Raw genomic sequence first — 18,056 nt, forward strand, 5'->3', positions numbered from 1 at the left:
TCGCTTGTTCTATTACGAAAACCCCGGTGGCTACACCAGTTGCATGATCTCTTCATCAGACGCGCGGCTCGTCCTGAAGCTGTTCGCCGCATGATCGGGATCCGCGTAACCAAACGAAATCGCGCAGATCATCTTCCGGTCGTCGCCAATGCCAAAGTGCGAGCGCACGAACCTGGCATGCCGTGCCAGCGCCCCCTGCGGCGTGGTGGCAACACCATGCGCGTGCGCGGCCAGCAGGAACGATGCGATAAACCCGCCGCAATCGACAGCGGCGTACGGCCCGAGATCCGCGGCCATCGTGACAATTGCCACATGCGGCGCCCCGAACAGCCTGAAATTCTCGAAGCCCTGGCTGGCGCGGCGCTCCCGGTCGTGGCGTTCGATGCCCAGCGCTTCATAGAGCCGGTAACCCGTTTCCTGCCTGCGCTGAGCGTGGACGCCGCGATATTCCTCAGGAAATGGCAGGTCCGAATCGACCTCGGGTGAGCCGGCGGCGTGCTCGACCAGCGCATTGCGAAACTGCTCCGTGGTCGCCTGCGAGCCGATGACCAGATGCCAGGGCTGCACGTTGCACCAGGATGCGCTCTTCTTGGCAACGTTGACGATGCTTCGGATCATCGCATCCGGCACGGCTTTGTCGAGGTATGCGCGGCACGTGAAGCGCTCGGACATCAGTCTTGCGAGGGTGTCGACGTCGCTCCCGGGCGGGCTGCTGGCGGGGTGTTGCTGCATTGCTGATCTCCTGACTATCATGAGCGGCCGACCTGGCCCACTGTGCCGGGTCGGCGCGCTTACTGCCTAATGCCATGACTACTTAGTGCGTCATCGCCATCAGATCTGCAGCCTTGATGCGCGGATCCATCTTCCTGAGCGTGGCCAACAGCGTCTGCGCCCGGGTTTCGCCAAGCACGTCAACCGTCAGCTCCATGAATTTCGTGTCCTGCTCGGCTTCCGACATGGGGTTCGCCAGGGAGCCGATCGGATCTTCCACGAACACATGCTCGGACGTGCCATCGCGGAAGGTCACGGTGACATCGGCAACGAACTTGCCCGGGTAGCGCTGCTCGAGTTCCGGCGCCTCGGTAATGCCGATGCCGCGCGCCACTTCCTTCACGAGGCCCATGTCGAGCTTGCCGTCCAGGTAGTCGCGATGCACCTTGTAGCCATTGCCCATGCCGAGCACGGCGAATGCCATCTGCGTTGGCAGGCTGAACTGGACGTGCTCGATGTTCTTCGGCTCGTACGCGTTGGCATTGGCGGTGCCGACCACCACGTTGAAGGCGGGGTGGATGCGGGCCTGGATATCGGCGATGTCGGCGCGGCGACCGGCGAACGGGCGGATCGCGTCGATGTATGCATGGGTGCAATAGCAGGCGCAGTACGCCTTGAGCCAGACCGTGCCGATTTCGAACGGCTGGTCAAGGCGGAACCGTTCCTCGGCCCGATCGCCGGGGCCACGCTGCAGGAAGGTGCGGAAGAAGCCCTTGTTGCCGCTCAGGAACGCGCGCGGTCCGGTGATGCCAGCTTGCGCCATGTCCGCGGAGATCATGCCGCTGCGCGTGCCAATGCCCGCATGCACGCGCTTGACCGAGCCGCCGGTGGAGGTGTATTCGGTGGTGCCGGCCGCATGGCTCAGCGCGATGGAGAGCGCGTGCAGGGTGGTTTCCGCATCGAACTTGCGCAACTTGGCCGAGACTGCCGCGGCGCCGAAGCTGGACAGTACGGCATGTGGGTGATAGCCGCGTTTGAGCAGGTCCGGCGCCGCCAGCACGCCGATCCGGGTGTAGACCTCGTAGCCGGCCACGATCGCGGTAATGACTTCCTCCAGGGTCGAACCCAGTTCCTCACCGATCGCGATCGCTGCGGGAATGACGCAGCTGCCGGGATGGCTGGCGCTGGCGCCGTGGGCGTCGTCGTACTCGAAACCATGACCATAGGCGCCATTGATGAAGGCGGCGTCCGCGGCACTCATTGTGGCGGTGCTGGCGGCAACCCGGCTGCGCCCGGGTCGTTGCTGCGCGGTGGCGAAGGCCAGCACCTGTTGCGACCAGGGCATCTGCGAGGTGCCGATCTGCAGCGCGAGCTGGTCGCGCATGAGCCGGCTTACCCCGGCATGCGCCGGCGCGTCGAGCTGATCGGAGGTCAGCTCGAGAATCATGCGAACCACTGCCTGCTCAAGGGGTGGGCAGTTGGCCGGCGAACTGGAATCGGGTTGGCTGGTAGTCACAGAAGCGTCCCTGAGGAAATTGTCGTGGATGCATCGCTCGTTTGACGAGCGATGTGCATTGGCTTGGCGACCAGATTCCTCGCAAGCATCGGGCGTGTCAATTCGAGGCGGGCTCCGGTTCCGTACACTGAGCGGATGCCGCGCCCCGGGTGACGGGGTTATTCGCCGGATGGTTCCGGAAATCGAAAACAAGAGCCTTTGCATCAAGCGTGTACGCGCCTGGGCCGCGGCAGTGCCGGCTCACCGGACATGACGGTATACTCGCGGGGGGATTCGGCCTGAGTAGCGCGATGCTGCTGCGCAGCATGCGCGTGCCGCCCGGCCCGGCAGCAGACCGGCGCCAGAAATAAAGGAGACACCATGAGCACGCTGAGCGTGCATGGCCTGACCCGGCGGGTCGACCTGTTTACCCTGCGGCTGTTCCTGACCGTGGTGGAAGAGCGCCAGATCCGCCGCGCCGCCATCCGCGAGAACATTGCCGCTTCCGCGGCAACCAAGCGCATCCAGGACCTGGAAGATATCGCGGGCGTGCAGTTGTTCGAGCGCAATCCCGGCGGCGTGGCGCCGAGTGCGGCCGGCGAAGTCCTCGCGCGCCATCTGCGCCTGCTGTTCGATAATCTGGAGGATATGCGCCGGGAACTCGGCGAGTTCTCCGAAGGCGTTCGTGGCCACGTCACTGTGGGCACTACAGGCGCCGTCATCATCCAGTACCTGGCGCGCGAGATCGGCGAGTTTTCCCGCAACTTCCCGCTGGTCGAGCTGGAGCTGAAACAGGACGCCAACACGAATCTGGTGCGTTCTGTGTTGGCGGGTGATGTCGACCTGGCGGTGTATATCGTCAGCCCGGATATCGATGATGGACCGCTGGACAGCCTCCCGTATCGCGTCGACCGTCTGGTCGCGCTGGTACCCCATGGCCACGCGCTTGGCGAGCAACCCGAGGTGGCGTTGGCAGACCTGATCCGCGAGCCGTTCATCGCCATGCACCCGAACACCACGCTGATGTCCGACGTCAACCGCGCGGCGCGCGAGATCGGCCAGGTAGTGCATCCCAAGTTCACGATCAATGGTCCCGAGGCGGCGCGCAGCCTGGTTGAGGCGGGCCTTGGCGTGACAATCCTGCCGGAGTGCATGGTCTCGCTAGAAGCCAGTACACGCTCGACGGTGCTGCGGATTCCCGAACCATGGACGATCCGCAGCGTGCGGATCGGCACGCGCCGCGGCAAGGCGATCACGGCGGCGACACGCGCGCTGATCCGCCAGTTGACCGAGCAGCCTGAGCCGGCGTCATCCTGAGTCCGCCGTCCGGCACACCTGAATGCCGGATCGCGGATGGCGAAGCGCCCCGTCGCGGAACACCACTTGGCGCATCGCCGCCTGCTGATTACCCTTGAAGCGTAATGGGACGCTGCGTCGTGGCATGCACATGCAAGTCCCGTCTTTCAAGGGAATGCACCCATGCCCGACGCCGCGAGCGGCCGTTATTTCGAGGACTTTGTCATTGGCAGCGCCTGCCGGCATGCCATCCGCAAGACCATCTCGGAGGCCGATAGCCTTCTGTTCAGCACGCTGACCTATGGCATGGAGCCATTGCACGTGGACCAGGCGTATGCCGAAGCCGCGGCATATGGCATGCGTGCCGTCAACAGCATCCTCCTGCTGGGGCTGGCAAGCGGCATCTGTGCGGCCGGACTGGAACGGAGCTTGGTGTCAGGCACCATTGCCTTCAGCGACGTGCGATTCACGCGGCCAGTCTTCATCGGCGACACCATCCATGTTGAAAGCGAGGTGCTGGACAAGCACGACGATCCCGCCCGCGCCGACGCCGGCTTGGTCGAGCTGGAGCGTCGCGCCTATAACCAGCGCAACGAGGTGGTGGCCAAGTTTCGCTGCCTGCAACGGTTGCCGAGACGCTATCCGGCAGGCTGAACCCACCCATGCATCGCCGATTCGCGCAACGCGAATCGGTGGTTCGCCAGTCACCACTTGAGTGAAACCGTCTGACCCACCTAGCATCAAGGCCACGGGATTCCCAAAAATTTTTTGCTGTTTATCTAACGATTGTAAGGCCACAATCATTACCAGGAGACGAGGATGAGTATGAGTGCCATGAAACCGATGCGATCCATGATGTTCGTACCGGGCAACAAGCCGGGCTGGATTGAAAAATCGGTGGCAGCCAAAGCGGATGCGCTGATCCTGGATTTGGAGGACAGCGTGCCGCCGGCCCAGAAGGCCGAGGCGCGTGAGATCGTCAAGTCCAGGCTGGACTGGCTGGCAGGGCAGAAACCGCGCATCTGGGTGCGCATCAATCGCAGCGCACATCTATATGACTTCGATGACATCCTGGCCATCGTCAATCCTGTGGTAGAAGGCATCGTGATCTCCAAGCCCTGCGGGCCCGAGGACATCCATACCGTCTCGTCCATGCTGGCTGAGGCAGAGTACCGCGCCGGCGTGCCGGTCGGCCACACCCGGGTGATTCCGCTGCTGGAGACCGCCCGCTCGCTGCAATACGCCTACGAGATCGCCCAGCACGAGCGCGTGCCCGCCATCGTCGGCGCCACGGCCAAGAACGCTGACGTGGCCCGTGCCCTCAAGACAGTCTGGTCGCTCGAAGGACGCGAGACCCTGTACCTGAAATCGCGCATCGTCATGGCCGCGCGCGCCGCGGGCAAGCTGCCCATCGGCGGCGTATGGCAGCAGGTGCATGACCTGGAAGGGCTAAAGGTCTCGTCTGCCAACGACCGCCAACTGGGCATGAGCGGTGAACTAGTGCTGCACCCCTCCAACGTCGAGATCGTCAACCAGACCTACAGTCCCACCGAGGAAGAAGTGGCCTTCTACCAGGGAATGATCGATGCACTGGAAAAGTCCCAGGCCGAGGGCCGTGCCTCGTGCATTTATGACGGCGAGCACATCGACATCGCACATGTGAAGACGGCGCGCGAAATTATCGAGCTCGCACGCTCGTTCAACAGCTGATTGCGACCACTCAAGGAGATAGAAAAATGGCAGGCCTTTACTTCGAAGAATTCAAGCCAGGCATGGTGATCGAGCACGCCATCCGCCGCACCGTAACCGAGACCGACAACGTCCTGTTCTCGGCCATGACCTACAACTGTGCACCGCTGCACATCGACGCCGAATACAGCAAGAACACGTTCTACGGCCAGCGCCTGGTCAACAGCATGTTCCTGCTGGCGCTGGTGGCCGGCATCACGGTGTACGAGACCACGCTGGGCACCACACTGGGCAACCTGGGCTTTGGCGAGATTGCTTTCCCCAAGCCCACCTTCCACGGCGACACCATCCGCGTCGAAACCGAGATCATCGAAACCCGCATCTCCAAGAGCCGCACAGACTCTGGCATCGTCACCTTCAAGCACGTTGCCAGGAATCAGCGCGACGAAATCGTCTGCACTGCCGTGCGCACCGGCCTGATGATGCTGCGTCCTGCCGACAAGGCCTGATTTCATACCTGCAGGAGTATTGCGATGGACTACCAACTCAGCGCCGATCAGCTCGCCATTGTCGATGCAGCGGAAAAGATCTGCGCGGACTTCCCGCTCGAATACTGGCGGAACAAGGACAAGAATCACGAGTTTCCGCACGAATTCTTCGAGGCCGTTGCCAGCGGCGGATGGCTCGGAATCTGCATGCCCGAGGAATTCGGCGGCGCGAACCTTGGCGTAACCGAAGCCGCGCTCTTCCTGCGTACCGTGGCTGAGTGCGGCGGGCAGGCGGCAGCTTCCACCATCCACATGAACATCTTCGGCTTGCAGCCGGTGGTGCATTTCGGTACCGAGGCGCAGAAGAAGGCCTGGTTGCCGGCCTTTGGCCGTGGCGAGAACAAGGCCTGCTTCGCGGTCACCGAGCCGGACACCGGCCTTGATACCACCAAGCTCAAGGTGGTGGCGAAGAAGCAGCCCGATGGAAACTACCTGCTCTCGGGCAAGAAAGTCTTCATCTCGACCGCGCAGGTCGCCGACCACATGCTGATTCTCGCGCGCACCACGCCGATCGAGGACGTCAAGAAGCACGGCGAAGGATTGAGCCTGTTCTACACCAAGCTTGACCGGAAATATGTCCAAATCCGGGAGATCGACAAGCTTGGCCGTGCCGCTGTCGACACCAACGAATTGTTCATCGACGATCTGCCGGTGTCCAAGGACTCCCTGATCGGTGAAGAAGGGAAGGGCCTCAAGTATATCTTCCACGGCATGAACGCCGAGCGTGTCTTTGTTGCCGCCGAGCAGGTCGGTATCGGCCGCGCCGTGCTCAAGCTTGCCACGCAATACGCCAAGGAGCGCGTCGTCTTCGGACGTCAGATCGGCAAGAACCAGGGTGTCCAGCATCCGCTGGCCCGCAACTGGGCGGAGCTCGAGGCTGCCAACCACATGCTGCTCGCCGCTGCCGACCTCTACGACAAAGGACTCTCCTGCGGCTCCGAGGCAAACGCGGCGAAGCTGCTGGCATCCGAAGCCTGCATGAATGCCTGCCAGACCTCGATTCTCACGCATGGCGGCTTCGGCTACGCGAAGGAGTATCACGTGGAGCGATTCATGCGCGAAGCCTGGATTGGCTACATTGCGCCCGTCACCCCGCAGCTTATCCTTTCGAACATTGCCGAGCGCAAGCTCGGACTGCCAAAGTCGTACTGAGGTCCCGGGCAGGCAGTTGGAATAACGGCTCGGCCCAATGAAGGCCGGGCCGGAAAAGATGGAGACAGCCATGGCAACCATTCAGGCGGTGAAGCAATCGAACCGTGATATCCACAAGGATGACGTGCGGGTGGTGCCGCTGGCCCGCGGCCTGGCCGTGCTGGCTGCGTTCAGCGCCGAGCATCCGTGGATGGGCAACCAGGAGATTGCCGCGGAGACCGACATTCCGGCGCCTACCGTGTCCCGGATGCTGCATTCTCTGGCAGCACTGGGCTATTTGCGCTACGACGGGAGCCGGCGCAAGTACCGGCTTGCCTCGGCCGCATTGACCCTGGGCTACGCGGCCGTCTCGAGCGACAGCGTGCAACGCGCCGCCCGCATCGAGATGCAGAAATTTGCCGACGCCAGCGATACCCATGTCATCCTGGGTGCGCGCGACCGGCTCGATGTCATTGTCAGCGAATCGCAGGTTGGCAAGAACGCCTGTCTCGATACCCACCTTGCTGCCGGGATCCGCGTGCCGATCGCTTCGTCCCCGATGGGCTGGGCGCTGCTCGCAGCATTGCCGGAACGGGAGCGTTTCTACCTCCAGAGCAACGTCGAACGCAAGAGCGGCCGTGACTGGCCTTTGCTGCGCAGGCAGATGGCCGAGGGCATGTCACAGCTCCACCAGTACGGGTTCTGCATGTCGCCATGCGGGCGCGAACTGGCTTCGGTTGCGGTGCCTGTCAGCGTGCCGGGACATCCGTCGGTGGTGCTTGCCAGCGTTGGCCGCAGCGCGGGTATGAATCGCGCCAGGATGGAGCGGGAACTGGGTCCGAGGCTCGCTGCGACGGCACATGCCTTGGAGGAGCGCTTGAGCACCCATCACTAGTGCCGCAGTGGCGCCCTCAAAGGCGCCGCGGATTGACCGTCAGATCTGCGTATCAACATCCCGCAGCAGTTCCACGAGATCGGCAGCTGCGGCCTTCAGCACAGGCGCGAGGCGTTCGGTGATGGCTGCCATGTCTGGCTCCAACTCAACAGCGCCACAGCTCAGCGACATCAGTGTGGCCGAACGTCCCACCGTGACAGGGAGGGCAATCCCGTAAGCATTGCGCTGATACTTGCCCAGGGAAGTGCAGACCCCGAGGGTCTGAAGTTCCTGGAAGGCCCCAGCGATGCCGCGTTCGAGTTCGGCGATGCGCGCGCCGTCCACGCGCTTGAGGGATTCCAGGTATCCATGGCGAGCTTCTGGGCGCAAGCCCCACAGCCAGGCGCGGCCGGTCGCCGTCCAGCCCATCGGCAGCAGCGAGCCAACGCCGAGGCGTAGCGTTCCAATGCGCGAACTGGTTCGATGTGCGATATAGAGCATGTCGAGCTGATCAGGCACGGCAAGGGCGACCGACACATTAAGCCGGTCCGCCAGCTCCTGCAGTAAGGGATTCACGCGATCGGTGACTGGGTTGGTTTCCAGGTAGGTGTCCCCGATGTGGAGGGAGGCCGGGGCCAGCTCGAACTGCGTGCTGCCGGCAACGCGGCGCAGGAAGCCCAGCGCGATCAGGGTGGTGGTCAGGCGCGACACCGTCGCTTTTGGCAGGCCGGTGCGCTTGACGATCTCGCTGTTTGTGAGCGAGGCACGCTCGGCACGGAAGGCGCGAAGCACATGAAGGCCCCGTTCCAAGGTCATCGTGATCTGTGCGGGACGTGTCATGAATGTGTTGCCCTTTCAGCGTACCAGTCCGGGAGGGTGCTTGTCTGATCTCTTGTCGGCGCCGTCGTGCGCGGCGTTTTCCATACCACTGGAATCGATGGTAGAGGCGGCAACCGCACGGCTCAAATGCCAATTCACGAGCCGGCGATTGCCGGAACGCGAACGGTATTCGCGGGGAGCGAATCATGGTTTCGCCGATTATCCTTTGATGCGATGCGGTACGGCTTATCCGAGTCCAGTATCCGTCCTGCCCTGGTGCCGGGCCGCCCGTCTATCGCGATGGCATCCGCCGCCGCGACCAATAAGGAGCAGTGGGCTAGGGACGTTGCATTTGGTATCCCGACTCCGTGCTCGAGGCGGTGATTCCATCCGAAAACCACTCGGCATCGATCGCCTTCAGCATCTCGCCATGCGTAATCTGTTGGCCCATGCGCCCTCGCAGGATGTAACGGTGCTCGAAGGAGCCGGCGCCGCGCTGCATCACCGTCGCGCGGAAGGCTTCGATGTACTCAGGGCCGAAATGGCTGTTGAAGGTGTTGAACAGGACGACGCGCTTGCCGTCGAAGCGGTTGTTTTCCGCGAAGGCCCACATGGGCGGAGCCGGGCTGTAGAGCCAGACAGAGCCGAGATAGACCGTGTCGAATTGCGTCAAGTCGATGGTGCGCGGCGTGATCTCCGCCACGTGCCCGCGCGCGTCGTTCATCGCATGTACCCAACCCGCCAGGCCAAGTGCATAGTCGGTCGAGTGCAGCTGGAAAAGTCGGGCGTTCAGCCGCTGCGCCACCTGGCGTGCGGCCAGCCCGGTGTTGCCCGAGCGAGAGAAGTACACCACCGCAGTCTGACCGGATTGGACAGCTGAGTCTGGTGGGTAAGGGACCATATCCTGTACCTGGCGCGCCTGGCGATTCTCGATCCAGGTGACCGTGATCGGCACCAGTGCCGCAGCGACCAGGGCCAGCCCCAGTGCGATGAATAGCCATTGCATGATGGACATCGGTTTTCTCACATTTGCGGCCATCGTGACAGGATTTCATCCGTACAGGCTTACATGAAATATGGCTTGTCGCTATCGCTGTCTGGCTTGCTCACGCCGAGGTTGGCGCCGGAATGCAACTGGGGCGATTCGATGACCTTCACGATCAGATCCGCTACGCTCTTGCGCGACACCACGGTACCTTTGAAAGGCTCATGGCGCTCAGTCAACTCGTAGTCCACCTCATCCTCGTCGGTCAGCCAGGCCGGACGCAGGATGGTGTAATCCAGGCCCGAGGCTTCGATGGCGTCGGCGGCGCGGCGGAACGGCTTGAGGTCTTCACCGACGGTGGCCCGGTTCCCGCATAAGCGGGCTTTTTTTGCGTCCGCATTTTCCGCGCAAACCGTATTTCCTCATGCGCACACATTCGTATGCGGATGTGCGGCCACACCCTATATTTTGCATTCTTAATTTGTATGCAAAACGGAGGGTGGTGCGTGAAGTCCGAGAACACAAGGCGCAGTCACGCCATGGCGCTTGCCGGCGTGCTGGCGGCGACGGATTCGCGCACCGGCGTGGTCGCCCATTTGTCGGGCGAGAAGGTGCGCCCCGGGCTGAAGGGGCGCGCGGCGTTTCTCTATGGCGTGCGTAGCGTGGTGCCTGGCCTGCCGGCACTCACGACCTTCTGCGGCAACCAGCACGATCCGGCGTTGGCCGCCGACGCGGTTGCCGCGCAGGCCCGCGCCGGTGCCGATATCGTCTTTGCGATGATCGACGGCGGCCGCGACGGTGCCATCGCCGCCTGCCGTGCCGCGGGCATCCGCCAGATCGGCAACGTGGTCGACTGGACCAGCAGGCATCCCGATGTCTTCCTGGCTTCCGCGGTGGCCGACAGCGGCTTGTGCGTCGAGCAGGCGATCGGGGATTTCGAACGGGACCAAATTGCGTGGGGAACCACCCGCAGCTTCGGGCTGGAAGCGCCGGCGGCCGTCCGCCTTGCCCTGGGCCGCGATGTCAGCCAGGCCGCGCGCGCGGCGATCGACCACTGGAGCCAGCGGTTGCTCGATGGCGGCGTGGCCGTGGCGCAGGGCTATGACGGGCCGGAGTTTGCGGTGGCGGGCACGCCCACGGTTGCTTAGCCGCGCCGGACGGGAGGCACGGCAGCATCATGCCAGCACCGGCAAGCCGGCCTCCCGTTCCCACTCCACGCAATTCCTGCCCTTGTTCTTGGCCGCATACAGCACGTTATCCGCGCGCATCAGCAGCGCTTCCAGGTCTTCGCCGGGCCGCAGCGTGGCCACGCCAAAGCTGGCGGTCACTGTGTGCATGCCCGGCAGGACGTCCATTTCCGTGCTCTCCAGCGTCTGGCGCAAGCGTTCGGCCAGATGCAAGGCTGCATCGGGCGGGGTATCGGGCAACAGCACGACGAACTCCTCGCCGCCCAGGCGTGCGGCGATATCGCGCCGCCGGATGCCGGCGGCGATGATTCGGCCGATTTGCGCCAGCACCGCGTCGCCGGCGCTGTGGCCGTAGTTGTCGTTGATGAACTTGAAGAAATCGAGGTCGCACAGCAGCACGCTCAGCGGCTTGCCCTGAGGTGGCGGGATTTCCCGCGCGGCGAGCGCCTCCAGGCTGCGGCGCGTGTGCAGCTGCGTCAGCGGATCGGTGTCGCGTTCATGCCGCAGGCCGTCGATCACGTCCAGCGTGGTCGCCGCCAGCAGCGCCAGCGCCAGCGTGAGCAGCAGCAATGCCATGGTGACCTGCAGCCACAGCCAGTAGGCCGAGCGGGTGAGGGCGGCAGCGTCCTGTCCGATGACCGGAGCAATGGTCAGCACGGTGCGTGGCAGGAAATGGAGGGCAAACAGCAGGAAGACCCAGAACAGCACCTGGTCCGCGGTGCTGCCTGTGCGCAGGCGGGCCAGCGGCGCGATGCCCAGCAGCAGGATCAGCGCGATGCCGACATTCAGGATGTAGATGCGGGCGACCAGCTGGGGCTGCATGAAATCAAACCAGGCAAGCGCAGCAAACAGGGCCAGCGGCAGCGACACCAGCGCGCAGGTATCGACGCGCGCGCCGATGCGCGCCAGCATGCCACGCAGCATCAGCACGGCGCTGCCCAGGTAGAGCGCACCGGTGACGGTGGCGTTGCCGCCGCCGTTGCGCGGCTGCCAGATGATCTGCACGGTGATGGCAACCGCGTACAGCAAATAGCAGGCACCTAGCTCCAGCAGGTAGTGCCGCGTGCGCTCATGGTTCCAGGCCAGCAGGAAGCAGAGCGAAAGCAGGATGGCCATGGCGGGATTGACCAGGGCCAGGAATTGACCAGTATCGTGCAACACGGAGAGTCCCCAGTTTTTATGGTTCTCTGGCAGGGACGGGTGCCCGCGTGCGAAGCGCCGTGAACAGGGCGTAAGCCAGGGAACATCGAGGGCGGTACGCGCCCGCGGCGCGGGCCGCGGGGCCGCGGCCCGCTGACAGACTGAGTAGCGGCCGCCCGTAACAAATTGTTTCTGTCAGGACCCATTCTAGTCATGGGTGGCGTCGGCGGCTCCCCCCCAATGGGTGCGAACCGGCAAACAATTGTGAACAATCTGTCAGGGCGCGAATGCCCCGTCGGTCATATCGAGCGCCGGCGCATGGACGGCGGATGCCGCAGTTGTCCGCATTTGTGACTAATCTGGTAGATGCTGTCCGGATCCTCCGGCAGTTCGGTTTTCCCGTACGCAAGGAGATCACGATGAAGACCAAGAAAGCGATGCCGGCACTATTGCTGGCGGCAAGCGTGCTGGCGGCGCCGTTTGCGATGGCGCAGGGTGGTGCCAAGTCCAAGCCGATGGCAGATCCCATGGCCGCCTCCGCGCCGGCGGCGCAGAACTCGCCTTATATGCAGGTGCAGCAGTGGAAGAAGGGTGACCGGCTGCCCGCCGAGTTCAGGGACCGCCAGTATGTGATCGACGACTACAAGCAATACAACCTGCCCGCGCCGCGCAAGGGCACGCGCTGGGTCGGGATTGGCGCGGAATATTACCTGGTGGCGCCCAACGGTGTGGTCCAGCAGGTCGGATCGGGGTCCTGACCCGGCCTGCTGCGGCGACGATCGCGGGAAAATAAACAAAGCCGCCACGCCTGGGCGCGTGGCGGCTCTTCTTTGCGATGGGCCTCAGATACCCAGGATCTTTTTCGCTTCGAGCAGCGATTTCATCGATTCGTCATGCTTGCCGGCCTTGTGATAGGCCTCGCCGTCGGCGCGCAGCTTGGCAACCTTGGCGGAATTTTCCGGCGACAGCGCCGGCTTGGTCGACAGTTTGGCGTCGATCGCCTTCATCTCGTTGGGGCAGTTATGGGCCAGCGCCAAGCCGGGGGCGCCGGCCAGCAGCAGTGCCGTAAGGACAAGGACAGGTTTGCGCACGATGGCCTCCGCGAGGACGCTGTTGGAATTTCCAGCATAGTCCATCGCCGCGCCATGCTGCGCCTGGCCGTTTGCCGGTGCCGCGCATATCCCCCCACGAAGGGGTAAATGGCGATTATTCGTTTCTCCTTTGAACAGCCCGGAGCCACGCTATCCCATCCGCAAATCAACCGTTTGGGCGAGATATTGCCGGTATTTCCTGGCCGCACCGGCGCGCACGGATGCGGTTGCGTGGTGCTTGAATTCGCCCGCTCTGAATCGGGCCAGGTGCCCGCCAGGCGCGGTAATCCGGGTATTTTCATAATTATTATCCCGAGTCATCCGGGATTTCAAACGGGCGTTGACGCTATTAGGACGGGGGCAGTTTTTCGCTGCTCCGGAAACGCGCTTCATTAATGAAACAGCCCGTGCAAATGCACGATTTATCGGAATCACCGCGATCTCTAGATTGAACTCACCCGGCACAGATCCGGGCATGCCATTCATGAGAAACCGGGGGGCTTCCATCGTGCAACACATCGACCTGAAACTCGTGGCGATCCCGCTCGCCTGCCTCGCCATCCTGCTCGCAGGATGCGGTGGCGGCGGCGATTCCGCGCGAGCCAGCGCCGCGCCATCCGCCAGCGCGGCCGGCCCAGCCGGCGCGAACGGCAAGACCATCCTGTCCGGCGCCAATGCGCCCGCGGCGGACGCTGGCACGGACGGCGACTTCTACCTCAATGCCTCGACCTCGACGCTCTACGGACCCAAGGCTGACGGGGCCTGGCCTGCCGGCGTGTCGCTGGTCGGCCCGCAAGGCGTGGCCGGGGCGCCCGGCGCCGTGCTGCTGCACGGCGCGGCAGATCCCACCGCTGCCGATGGCAGCGAAGGCAGCTTCTACCTCAATACGGCCACCAATACGCTGTTCGGCCCGAAGACGGCCGAGGGCTGGCCGGCCGGGGTCTCCGTGGTTGGCCTGACTGGTCCGGTCGGGGCGCAAGGTCCGCAGGGCGAGAAGGGCGAAAAGGGCGACACCGGCGAAACTGGCGCCACCGGCCCCCAGGGCCAGCAAGGAGAGACAGGCGCCGGAGCGACGATCTACACCGCCAACTTCGCTGTGTACGACTCGCCGGATGGCAATGGCACCTATGTCATGACCGGCACCGCGCTGGACCGGCAAAGCAACGATCCGAATTTCGGCGCGGTGATGCCGGTGGGCTGCAGCGGCGGCCTGACCCTGAACGCGAGCCTGGCGGGCCCCGTGCCCGATGACGAGGTCAAGTACGCCCTGGTGGCATACCGTGTCGCCAGCGGCGCGGCGCTGGAAACGATCGCCCCGCTTGCCATCACCGACGCGTCCGCCTGCTCGCTCGGCGCCACCGTGCGGACCTGCTCGGCGCCGGCCACGACGGCGGTGGCGGCCAACGACATTGTCCAGGTGCAGGTCAGTGGCAACCGCAACTTCAAATGGGGCGGCGGGTTGTACGTCAACCTCTCCTGCAAGAGCAGCATCTGATCCATGCGGCGGCCACCCGGCCGCCACCGACCCTCTGCCAGGGCTACGAGCACGGCCGCGCGCCAGCCGCACCCGCTCCCTGGTTTTCCTGCACGCCTTCCAGTGTTATTTTGGAGGGCGGCTTTTTTTTCCGCGTTGTTCCCGATCGTCACGGACACCGACCAGGCCTGCCGCTGCGCATGGAAACCTCCGCCGAACACTATTCGCTGGCCCTGCTGTGCGCCGCCGTCCTGACCGTGACCGTGGTCGGCATCCACTACGAGGCACTGCGGCTGCTGTCAGCGATACACCCCCGGCGCTGGAGCGGGCGCATGAACATCGGCGTGCTGATCGTCTGCATCATCGTGGTCCATTGCCTGGAAGCGCTGGTGTTCGCGCTGGGTTTCTGGTTCGCCGACCAGGTGCTGGGCCTGGGCGGACTGACCGCGATGGGCGTTGCCGGCGTGTCCGGCGTCCACACGCAGCCAGGCGCGCTGGTCTACGCCTACTTTGCGCTGGAGACCTTCACCACGCAGAGCCTGGGCGACATCGTCCCGGTGGGCGCCAGCCGCCTGATCGCCAGCATCGAGCCTCTGGTCGGCCTGATCCTGATCGGCTGGTCCACCTCGTTCACCTATGTCATGATGCGCCGCGACTGGGAGCTCGAGCGCGACGAGGGCGGCGGGCGCCGCGCGCCCTAGCGGAATCTCCGCGCCACAGCTTGCTGTTGGCCGTATTGTCCTGTGGCCCAACCACGGGCCGCCCTCGGCGGCGGCCGGCAACGGAAGGAGGAAGACCGGACATGGCAAGACTGGTGATGATCCTGCTGGGCGTAGACTACCTGCGCACGCGCTGGCGCGGCCTGCTGCGGCTGGGCTGCCTGAGCGTGCTGCTGGGGCTGGCCATGTTTGTCGATGCGCTGGACAACGCCATCTATTTCCCGATGACGCCGTTCGCGGTGGTGTTGCTGCTGGAAGGGCTGGCAACGCTGGTGGTGGCGCGCACCGGCATCGGCGGGCAGCGCACGCTGCGGCAGGTCAAGGGCGTGTCGTTCTGCTTTGCCGCGGTGCTGATCGTGGCCGGCCATCATCACGGCAACTTCGTGCTGTCGATGATCTTCGGCACGCTGTTCCTGGCGGACGGGCTGCTGCAGGTCGTATCGGCCCGGGTGATACGGTTCCGCACCTGGCGCCTGGCGGTAGCCGTCGGCGTGTTCGAGATCGCGCTGGCCATCTTCTTCTACCAGCCGTACCCGACCCACTATGTCGGCACCGTGCCCTATTGCCTGGCCCTGGGGCTGATCTTCGGCGGCTGGAACATGCTGCTGCTGGCCTCACGCCTGCGCCGGCTGGACCGCAACCCCGGCATGGACGAAGCCGACGCCGCACCGGCCGCTTCCGCCGCCGGCCCGGCAACCGATACGGCTGCTGCCGCCGATGCGCCCGACATGACCATCTGGGACGGTCCGCCCGGACCCGGCGAGCACGCGCTGACCGTCCATGTCTGGACTCCGGTTGGGTCCGCCCGCGGCGAAGCGCGCCGCCAGCCGCTGGTCGACCGCTATATCGCCGCGGTGGACCGCGACGGCGTGATCTCCACCGGCCATGCCGCGCTGGAATCGCCCGAGGGCATCTATATCAGCCTGTACCCGGCCGAGGAGATCGACCGCTCGCCCGACGAATTCACCCGCATCCTGCGCGCCACCCGCGAAAACGACGTGGGCGGCAAGTTCCAGCCGGATTACCAGACCGAATCGCGCGCCTGGTGCCCGTCGACCGTGCAGGTGCGCATCCGCAACTATGACCCCGGGCGCCTGGACCGCTTCTGGAACGCCTACCGCCGGAACACCACCTACAACCTGACCCACCGCAACTGTTCCAGCACCGTCTCGCACGCGCTGGAAGCGGCGCTGGAAGGCGCGTCGGCCCGGGTCTGGCGCGAGGCCAGGGGCTGGCGGCCGCTCTGGCGCCTGCTGACCACGCCGGAGTTGTGGGTGGCGGCGCAGATCCGCAAGCGCGCCAAGACCATGGCCTGGACGCCCGGCCTGACGCTGGACTACGCGCGCGCGCTCAGCATGCTGGCCGATCCGCGGCCGTCCGGCTGGGCCAGCATGACCCGGCTGGCGCTGGGGCAGATGCGGCGCTGGCGCCAGGACTGGCGCGAGGCGGCGCGTACCCAGGCAGGCGCAGGTGGCATCGACGCCGCAAATGCCGGAAATGCCGGTAGTGTCAGACAGGCCGCGAACGATTAAGCTGGCAGCCTTTGCATAAATTCATCGAGCCACAGGAGAGAAGTCATGCCGAGCCAGCGAACCCTGACCCGCATTGCCGCCATCGCTGCCCTGGCGATGGCCTGCAGCGCGCATGCGCAGAGGCCGGACGGGGACAGCGCTGCCGCCGCCGCCATCAACGAAGCGGTGCAGCAGGGCACCACGCCCTACCGTCCCGACCCGGCCGCGACGCCGGGCAGCATCCAGTCGGACGAATGCCGCGCCCTGGCCGCGCAGATCGCCGAAGCGCCCAAGCGCGAATACCGTGCCACCCAGCCGGCCATCGAGACCGCGCAGGGCCGCATGATTCCGGAACTGGAGCGTGACCGGCCGAAGAAGTCGCTGCAGCAGGCGTACCGGGAGAAGTGCACGCAGTAGTGATGAGTGACTGGGGGCCACCTTCACTCGCGCCCCGCCACCACATACGCCCCGGTCCGGTGCAGCTCGCCCTCGGCCTGCTCCAGCGCACGGATCGCGCCCTTGCCCTTGCGCGCCAGCAGCTGCTCGACCAGGGCCTCGACCACGGCCACGCCGGCGGTGACTGACGGAAAGAACGACGGGCTTTCCACCGAGAACAGCAACGTGCAGTCCGCCGCCAGCGCGATCGGCGCGACCGTGCTGTCGGTCAGCGCGATCACCTTGCAGCCGCACTCGCGCGCGGCGGCGGCGACGCGGATGCTTTCCTGCGAGTAGGGGGCGAAGCTGACCACCAGCACCGCATCCTTGGGCGCCAGGCCGCGCAGCTCCATTTCCAGCGTGCCGGCATCGGCGCGGATCAGGTGCACCGTGCTGCGGAACAGCCGGTAGACATAATGGAAGGTGAACGCGATCGGAAAGCACGAGCGGAAACCCGCCACATGCACGCACGCCGCATGCGACAGCAGTTCCGCCGCTTGCTGCAGCGTCTTCTCGTTGTTGGCGGCAATCATGTCCAGGTTGTGGTGCTGCGCGTCCAGCATCTCGCCCAGCATGCGGCTGGAGCTGCTTTCACGCACCACCTTGCGCGCGCGGCGCGCGTACGGCTGGCTGCCGCCGCGCAGCGCATCGACGAACAATTCACGCAGCCCCTGCCAGCCCTCGAAGCCCAGATGCTGCGACAGCCGCACCAGGGTGGCAGGCTGCACCCCGGCACTGGCCGCGATCTTGCGCATCGACAGCACCGGCACGTCCTGCGGATGGTCGAGCAGGTAGCGCGCGCCGCCCTGGAACTGCGTGCTGAGCGTGGGGAAGTTGCTGCGCAGCAGCGCCAGCAGGGCGTCCAGGTCCTGCGGCGGCGCTTGCGGCGATGGGGTGGGGCTGTCGGGCGGCATGGGCATTCCAGATTCAGAGTTTGTAACGATTGTTGCA

20 protein-coding genes and 1 pseudogene are annotated in these 18,056 nt (G+C 64.7%); 12 read left to right on the plus strand and 9 right to left on the minus strand.

What is annotated here, in order from left to right:
- Positions 1–30 precede the first annotated feature (30 nt).
- Together AC3WVS_RS13235 and AC3WVS_RS13240 are read right to left on the minus strand one after the other, a co-directional pair.
- Complete coding sequence (locus AC3WVS_RS13235) at positions 31–732, minus strand: nitroreductase (RefSeq protein ID WP_183300178.1); 702 nt, start codon at positions 730–732, stop codon at positions 31–33.
- Positions 733–814: 82 nt separating this feature from the next.
- Complete coding sequence (locus tag AC3WVS_RS13240; RefSeq protein ID WP_492318987.1) at positions 815–2,158, minus strand: MmgE/PrpD family protein; 1,344 nt, start codon at positions 2,156–2,158, stop codon at positions 815–817.
- 429 nt (positions 2,159–2,587) lie between these two features.
- Here AC3WVS_RS13240 and AC3WVS_RS13245 point away from each other — a divergent pair, with 429 nt between their 5' ends.
- The 6 genes from AC3WVS_RS13245 (at position 2,588) to AC3WVS_RS13270 (ending at position 7,765) form a co-directional block, all read left to right on the plus strand.
- Complete coding sequence (locus AC3WVS_RS13245; RefSeq protein ID WP_354673583.1) at positions 2,588–3,523, plus strand: LysR family transcriptional regulator; 936 nt, start codon at positions 2,588–2,590, stop codon at positions 3,521–3,523.
- Between the two features lie 162 nt (positions 3,524–3,685).
- Positions 3,686–4,156, plus strand: coding sequence for a MaoC family dehydratase (locus AC3WVS_RS13250; RefSeq protein ID WP_492318988.1), 471 nt, complete (start codon positions 3,686–3,688; stop codon positions 4,154–4,156).
- 180 nt (positions 4,157–4,336) lie between these two features.
- Positions 4,337–5,212 (plus strand): HpcH/HpaI aldolase/citrate lyase family protein, encoded by an 876-nt coding sequence (locus AC3WVS_RS13255; RefSeq protein WP_375790502.1) that lies wholly within the window; start codon positions 4,337–4,339, stop codon positions 5,210–5,212.
- A gap of 26 nt (positions 5,213–5,238) precedes the next feature.
- On the plus strand, positions 5,239–5,700 hold the full coding sequence (locus tag AC3WVS_RS13260; protein ID WP_183300181.1) for a MaoC family dehydratase: 462 nt from the start codon (positions 5,239–5,241) through the stop codon (positions 5,698–5,700).
- Positions 5,701–5,724: 24 nt separating this feature from the next.
- Entirely contained in the window at positions 5,725–6,891 is a 1,167-nt protein-coding gene (locus AC3WVS_RS13265) for an acyl-CoA dehydrogenase family protein (protein WP_492318989.1), read from the plus strand.
- A 70-nt stretch (positions 6,892–6,961) separates the two neighbouring features.
- On the plus strand, positions 6,962–7,765 hold the full coding sequence (locus AC3WVS_RS13270) for an IclR family transcriptional regulator (protein ID WP_492318990.1): 804 nt from the start codon (positions 6,962–6,964) through the stop codon (positions 7,763–7,765).
- Between the two features lie 39 nt (positions 7,766–7,804).
- Here AC3WVS_RS13270 and AC3WVS_RS13275 read toward each other — a convergent pair whose 3' ends face one another.
- The 3 genes and pseudogenes from AC3WVS_RS13275 to AC3WVS_RS13285 form a co-directional block, all read right to left on the minus strand.
- Positions 7,805–8,584, minus strand: a complete 780-nt coding sequence (locus AC3WVS_RS13275) for an IclR family transcriptional regulator (protein ID WP_492318991.1) — start codon at positions 8,582–8,584, stop codon at positions 7,805–7,807.
- Between the two features lie 316 nt (positions 8,585–8,900).
- Positions 8,901–9,578: a flavodoxin family protein gene (locus AC3WVS_RS13280; RefSeq protein ID WP_492318992.1), complete on the minus strand. Its 678-nt coding sequence runs from the start codon at positions 9,576–9,578 to the stop codon at positions 8,901–8,903.
- A gap of 50 nt (positions 9,579–9,628) precedes the next feature.
- Positions 9,629–9,907: pseudogene (locus tag AC3WVS_RS13285) on the minus strand (NAD(P)H-binding protein); the annotation flags it as partial.
- 180 nt (positions 9,908–10,087) lie between these two features.
- Between AC3WVS_RS13285 and AC3WVS_RS13290 the strand changes: the two are divergent.
- Entirely contained in the window at positions 10,088–10,696 is a 609-nt protein-coding gene (locus AC3WVS_RS13290; RefSeq protein WP_492318993.1) for a BMP family ABC transporter substrate-binding protein, read from the plus strand.
- A gap of 27 nt (positions 10,697–10,723) precedes the next feature.
- On the opposite strand, the gene AC3WVS_RS13295 is transcribed toward AC3WVS_RS13290, so the two are convergent.
- Entirely contained in the window at positions 10,724–11,896 is a 1,173-nt protein-coding gene (locus tag AC3WVS_RS13295) for a GGDEF domain-containing protein (RefSeq protein WP_492318994.1), read from the minus strand.
- A 398-nt stretch (positions 11,897–12,294) separates the two neighbouring features.
- On the opposite strand from AC3WVS_RS13295, the gene AC3WVS_RS13300 reads away from it, so the two are divergent.
- The gene (locus AC3WVS_RS13300) at positions 12,295–12,633 is read left to right on the plus strand and encodes an RcnB family protein (RefSeq protein WP_492318995.1); all 339 of its coding nucleotides are present in this window, start codon (positions 12,295–12,297) and stop codon (positions 12,631–12,633) included.
- A gap of 84 nt (positions 12,634–12,717) precedes the next feature.
- Here AC3WVS_RS13300 and AC3WVS_RS13305 read toward each other — a convergent pair whose 3' ends face one another.
- Both AC3WVS_RS13305 and AC3WVS_RS13310 read right to left on the minus strand, forming a co-directional pair.
- Positions 12,718–12,966 carry a PA2433 domain-containing protein gene (locus tag AC3WVS_RS13305; RefSeq protein WP_492318996.1) on the minus strand — a complete coding sequence of 83 codons (249 nt, stop codon included), beginning with the start codon at positions 12,964–12,966 and terminating at the stop codon, positions 12,718–12,720.
- A gap of 150 nt (positions 12,967–13,116) precedes the next feature.
- Positions 13,117–13,452 carry a hypothetical protein gene (locus AC3WVS_RS13310; protein ID WP_492318997.1) on the minus strand — a complete coding sequence of 112 codons (336 nt, stop codon included), beginning with the start codon at positions 13,450–13,452 and terminating at the stop codon, positions 13,117–13,119.
- Between the two features lie 22 nt (positions 13,453–13,474).
- Here AC3WVS_RS13310 and AC3WVS_RS13315 point away from each other — a divergent pair, with 22 nt between their 5' ends.
- The 4 genes from AC3WVS_RS13315 to AC3WVS_RS13330 all read left to right on the plus strand — a co-directional run bounded on the left by AC3WVS_RS13315 (position 13,475) and on the right by AC3WVS_RS13330 (position 17,087).
- Complete coding sequence (locus AC3WVS_RS13315) at positions 13,475–14,461, plus strand: collagen-like protein (protein WP_492318998.1); 987 nt, start codon at positions 13,475–13,477, stop codon at positions 14,459–14,461.
- A gap of 179 nt (positions 14,462–14,640) precedes the next feature.
- A complete protein-coding gene (locus AC3WVS_RS13320) occupies positions 14,641–15,141 on the plus strand; it encodes a potassium transporter Kef (RefSeq protein ID WP_010814410.1) in 501 nt (166 codons plus the stop codon).
- 101 nt (positions 15,142–15,242) lie between these two features.
- Positions 15,243–16,691 carry an HdeD family acid-resistance protein gene (locus AC3WVS_RS13325; RefSeq protein ID WP_492318999.1) on the plus strand — a complete coding sequence of 483 codons (1,449 nt, stop codon included), beginning with the start codon at positions 15,243–15,245 and terminating at the stop codon, positions 16,689–16,691.
- A gap of 45 nt (positions 16,692–16,736) precedes the next feature.
- Positions 16,737–17,087, plus strand: coding sequence for a hypothetical protein (locus AC3WVS_RS13330; RefSeq protein WP_035822695.1), 351 nt, complete (start codon positions 16,737–16,739; stop codon positions 17,085–17,087).
- A gap of 23 nt (positions 17,088–17,110) precedes the next feature.
- On the opposite strand, the gene AC3WVS_RS13335 is transcribed toward AC3WVS_RS13330, so the two are convergent.
- Positions 17,111–18,019 carry a MurR/RpiR family transcriptional regulator gene (locus AC3WVS_RS13335; protein ID WP_010814413.1) on the minus strand — a complete coding sequence of 303 codons (909 nt, stop codon included), beginning with the start codon at positions 18,017–18,019 and terminating at the stop codon, positions 17,111–17,113.
- Between the last annotated feature and the right edge of the window lie 37 nt (positions 18,020–18,056).

This window comes from Cupriavidus sp. CPT47-8839-RL05A, assembly GCF_058792255.1.

Coding starts and splice junctions, on each gene's coding strand:
- AC3WVS_RS13235 (WP_183300178.1), bottom strand. CDS start 732: ATGCAGCAACACCCCGCCAGCAGCCCGCCCGGGAGCGACGTCGACACC.
- AC3WVS_RS13240 (WP_492318987.1), bottom strand. CDS start 2,158: ATGATTCTCGAGCTGACCTCCGATCAGCTCGACGCGCCGGCGCATGCC.
- AC3WVS_RS13245 (WP_354673583.1), top strand. CDS start 2,588: ATGAGCACGCTGAGCGTGCATGGCCTGACCCGGCGGGTCGACCTGTTT.
- AC3WVS_RS13250 (WP_492318988.1), top strand. CDS start 3,686: ATGCCCGACGCCGCGAGCGGCCGTTATTTCGAGGACTTTGTCATTGGC.
- AC3WVS_RS13255 (WP_375790502.1), top strand. CDS start 4,337: ATGAAACCGATGCGATCCATGATGTTCGTACCGGGCAACAAGCCGGGC.
- AC3WVS_RS13260 (WP_183300181.1), top strand. CDS start 5,239: ATGGCAGGCCTTTACTTCGAAGAATTCAAGCCAGGCATGGTGATCGAG.
- AC3WVS_RS13265 (WP_492318989.1), top strand. CDS start 5,725: ATGGACTACCAACTCAGCGCCGATCAGCTCGCCATTGTCGATGCAGCG.
- AC3WVS_RS13270 (WP_492318990.1), top strand. CDS start 6,962: ATGGCAACCATTCAGGCGGTGAAGCAATCGAACCGTGATATCCACAAG.
- AC3WVS_RS13275 (WP_492318991.1), bottom strand. CDS start 8,584: ATGACACGTCCCGCACAGATCACGATGACCTTGGAACGGGGCCTTCAT.
- AC3WVS_RS13280 (WP_492318992.1), bottom strand. CDS start 9,578: ATGTCCATCATGCAATGGCTATTCATCGCACTGGGGCTGGCCCTGGTC.
- AC3WVS_RS13290 (WP_492318993.1), top strand. CDS start 10,088: ATGGCGCTTGCCGGCGTGCTGGCGGCGACGGATTCGCGCACCGGCGTG.
- AC3WVS_RS13300 (WP_492318995.1), top strand. CDS start 12,295: ATGAAGACCAAGAAAGCGATGCCGGCACTATTGCTGGCGGCAAGCGTG.
- AC3WVS_RS13310 (WP_492318997.1), bottom strand. CDS start 13,452: ATGAATGGCATGCCCGGATCTGTGCCGGGTGAGTTCAATCTAGAGATC.
- AC3WVS_RS13320 (WP_010814410.1), top strand. CDS start 14,641: ATGGAAACCTCCGCCGAACACTATTCGCTGGCCCTGCTGTGCGCCGCC.
- AC3WVS_RS13325 (WP_492318999.1), top strand. CDS start 15,243: ATGGCAAGACTGGTGATGATCCTGCTGGGCGTAGACTACCTGCGCACG.
- AC3WVS_RS13330 (WP_035822695.1), top strand. CDS start 16,737: ATGCCGAGCCAGCGAACCCTGACCCGCATTGCCGCCATCGCTGCCCTG.
- AC3WVS_RS13335 (WP_010814413.1), bottom strand. CDS start 18,019: ATGCCGCCCGACAGCCCCACCCCATCGCCGCAAGCGCCGCCGCAGGAC.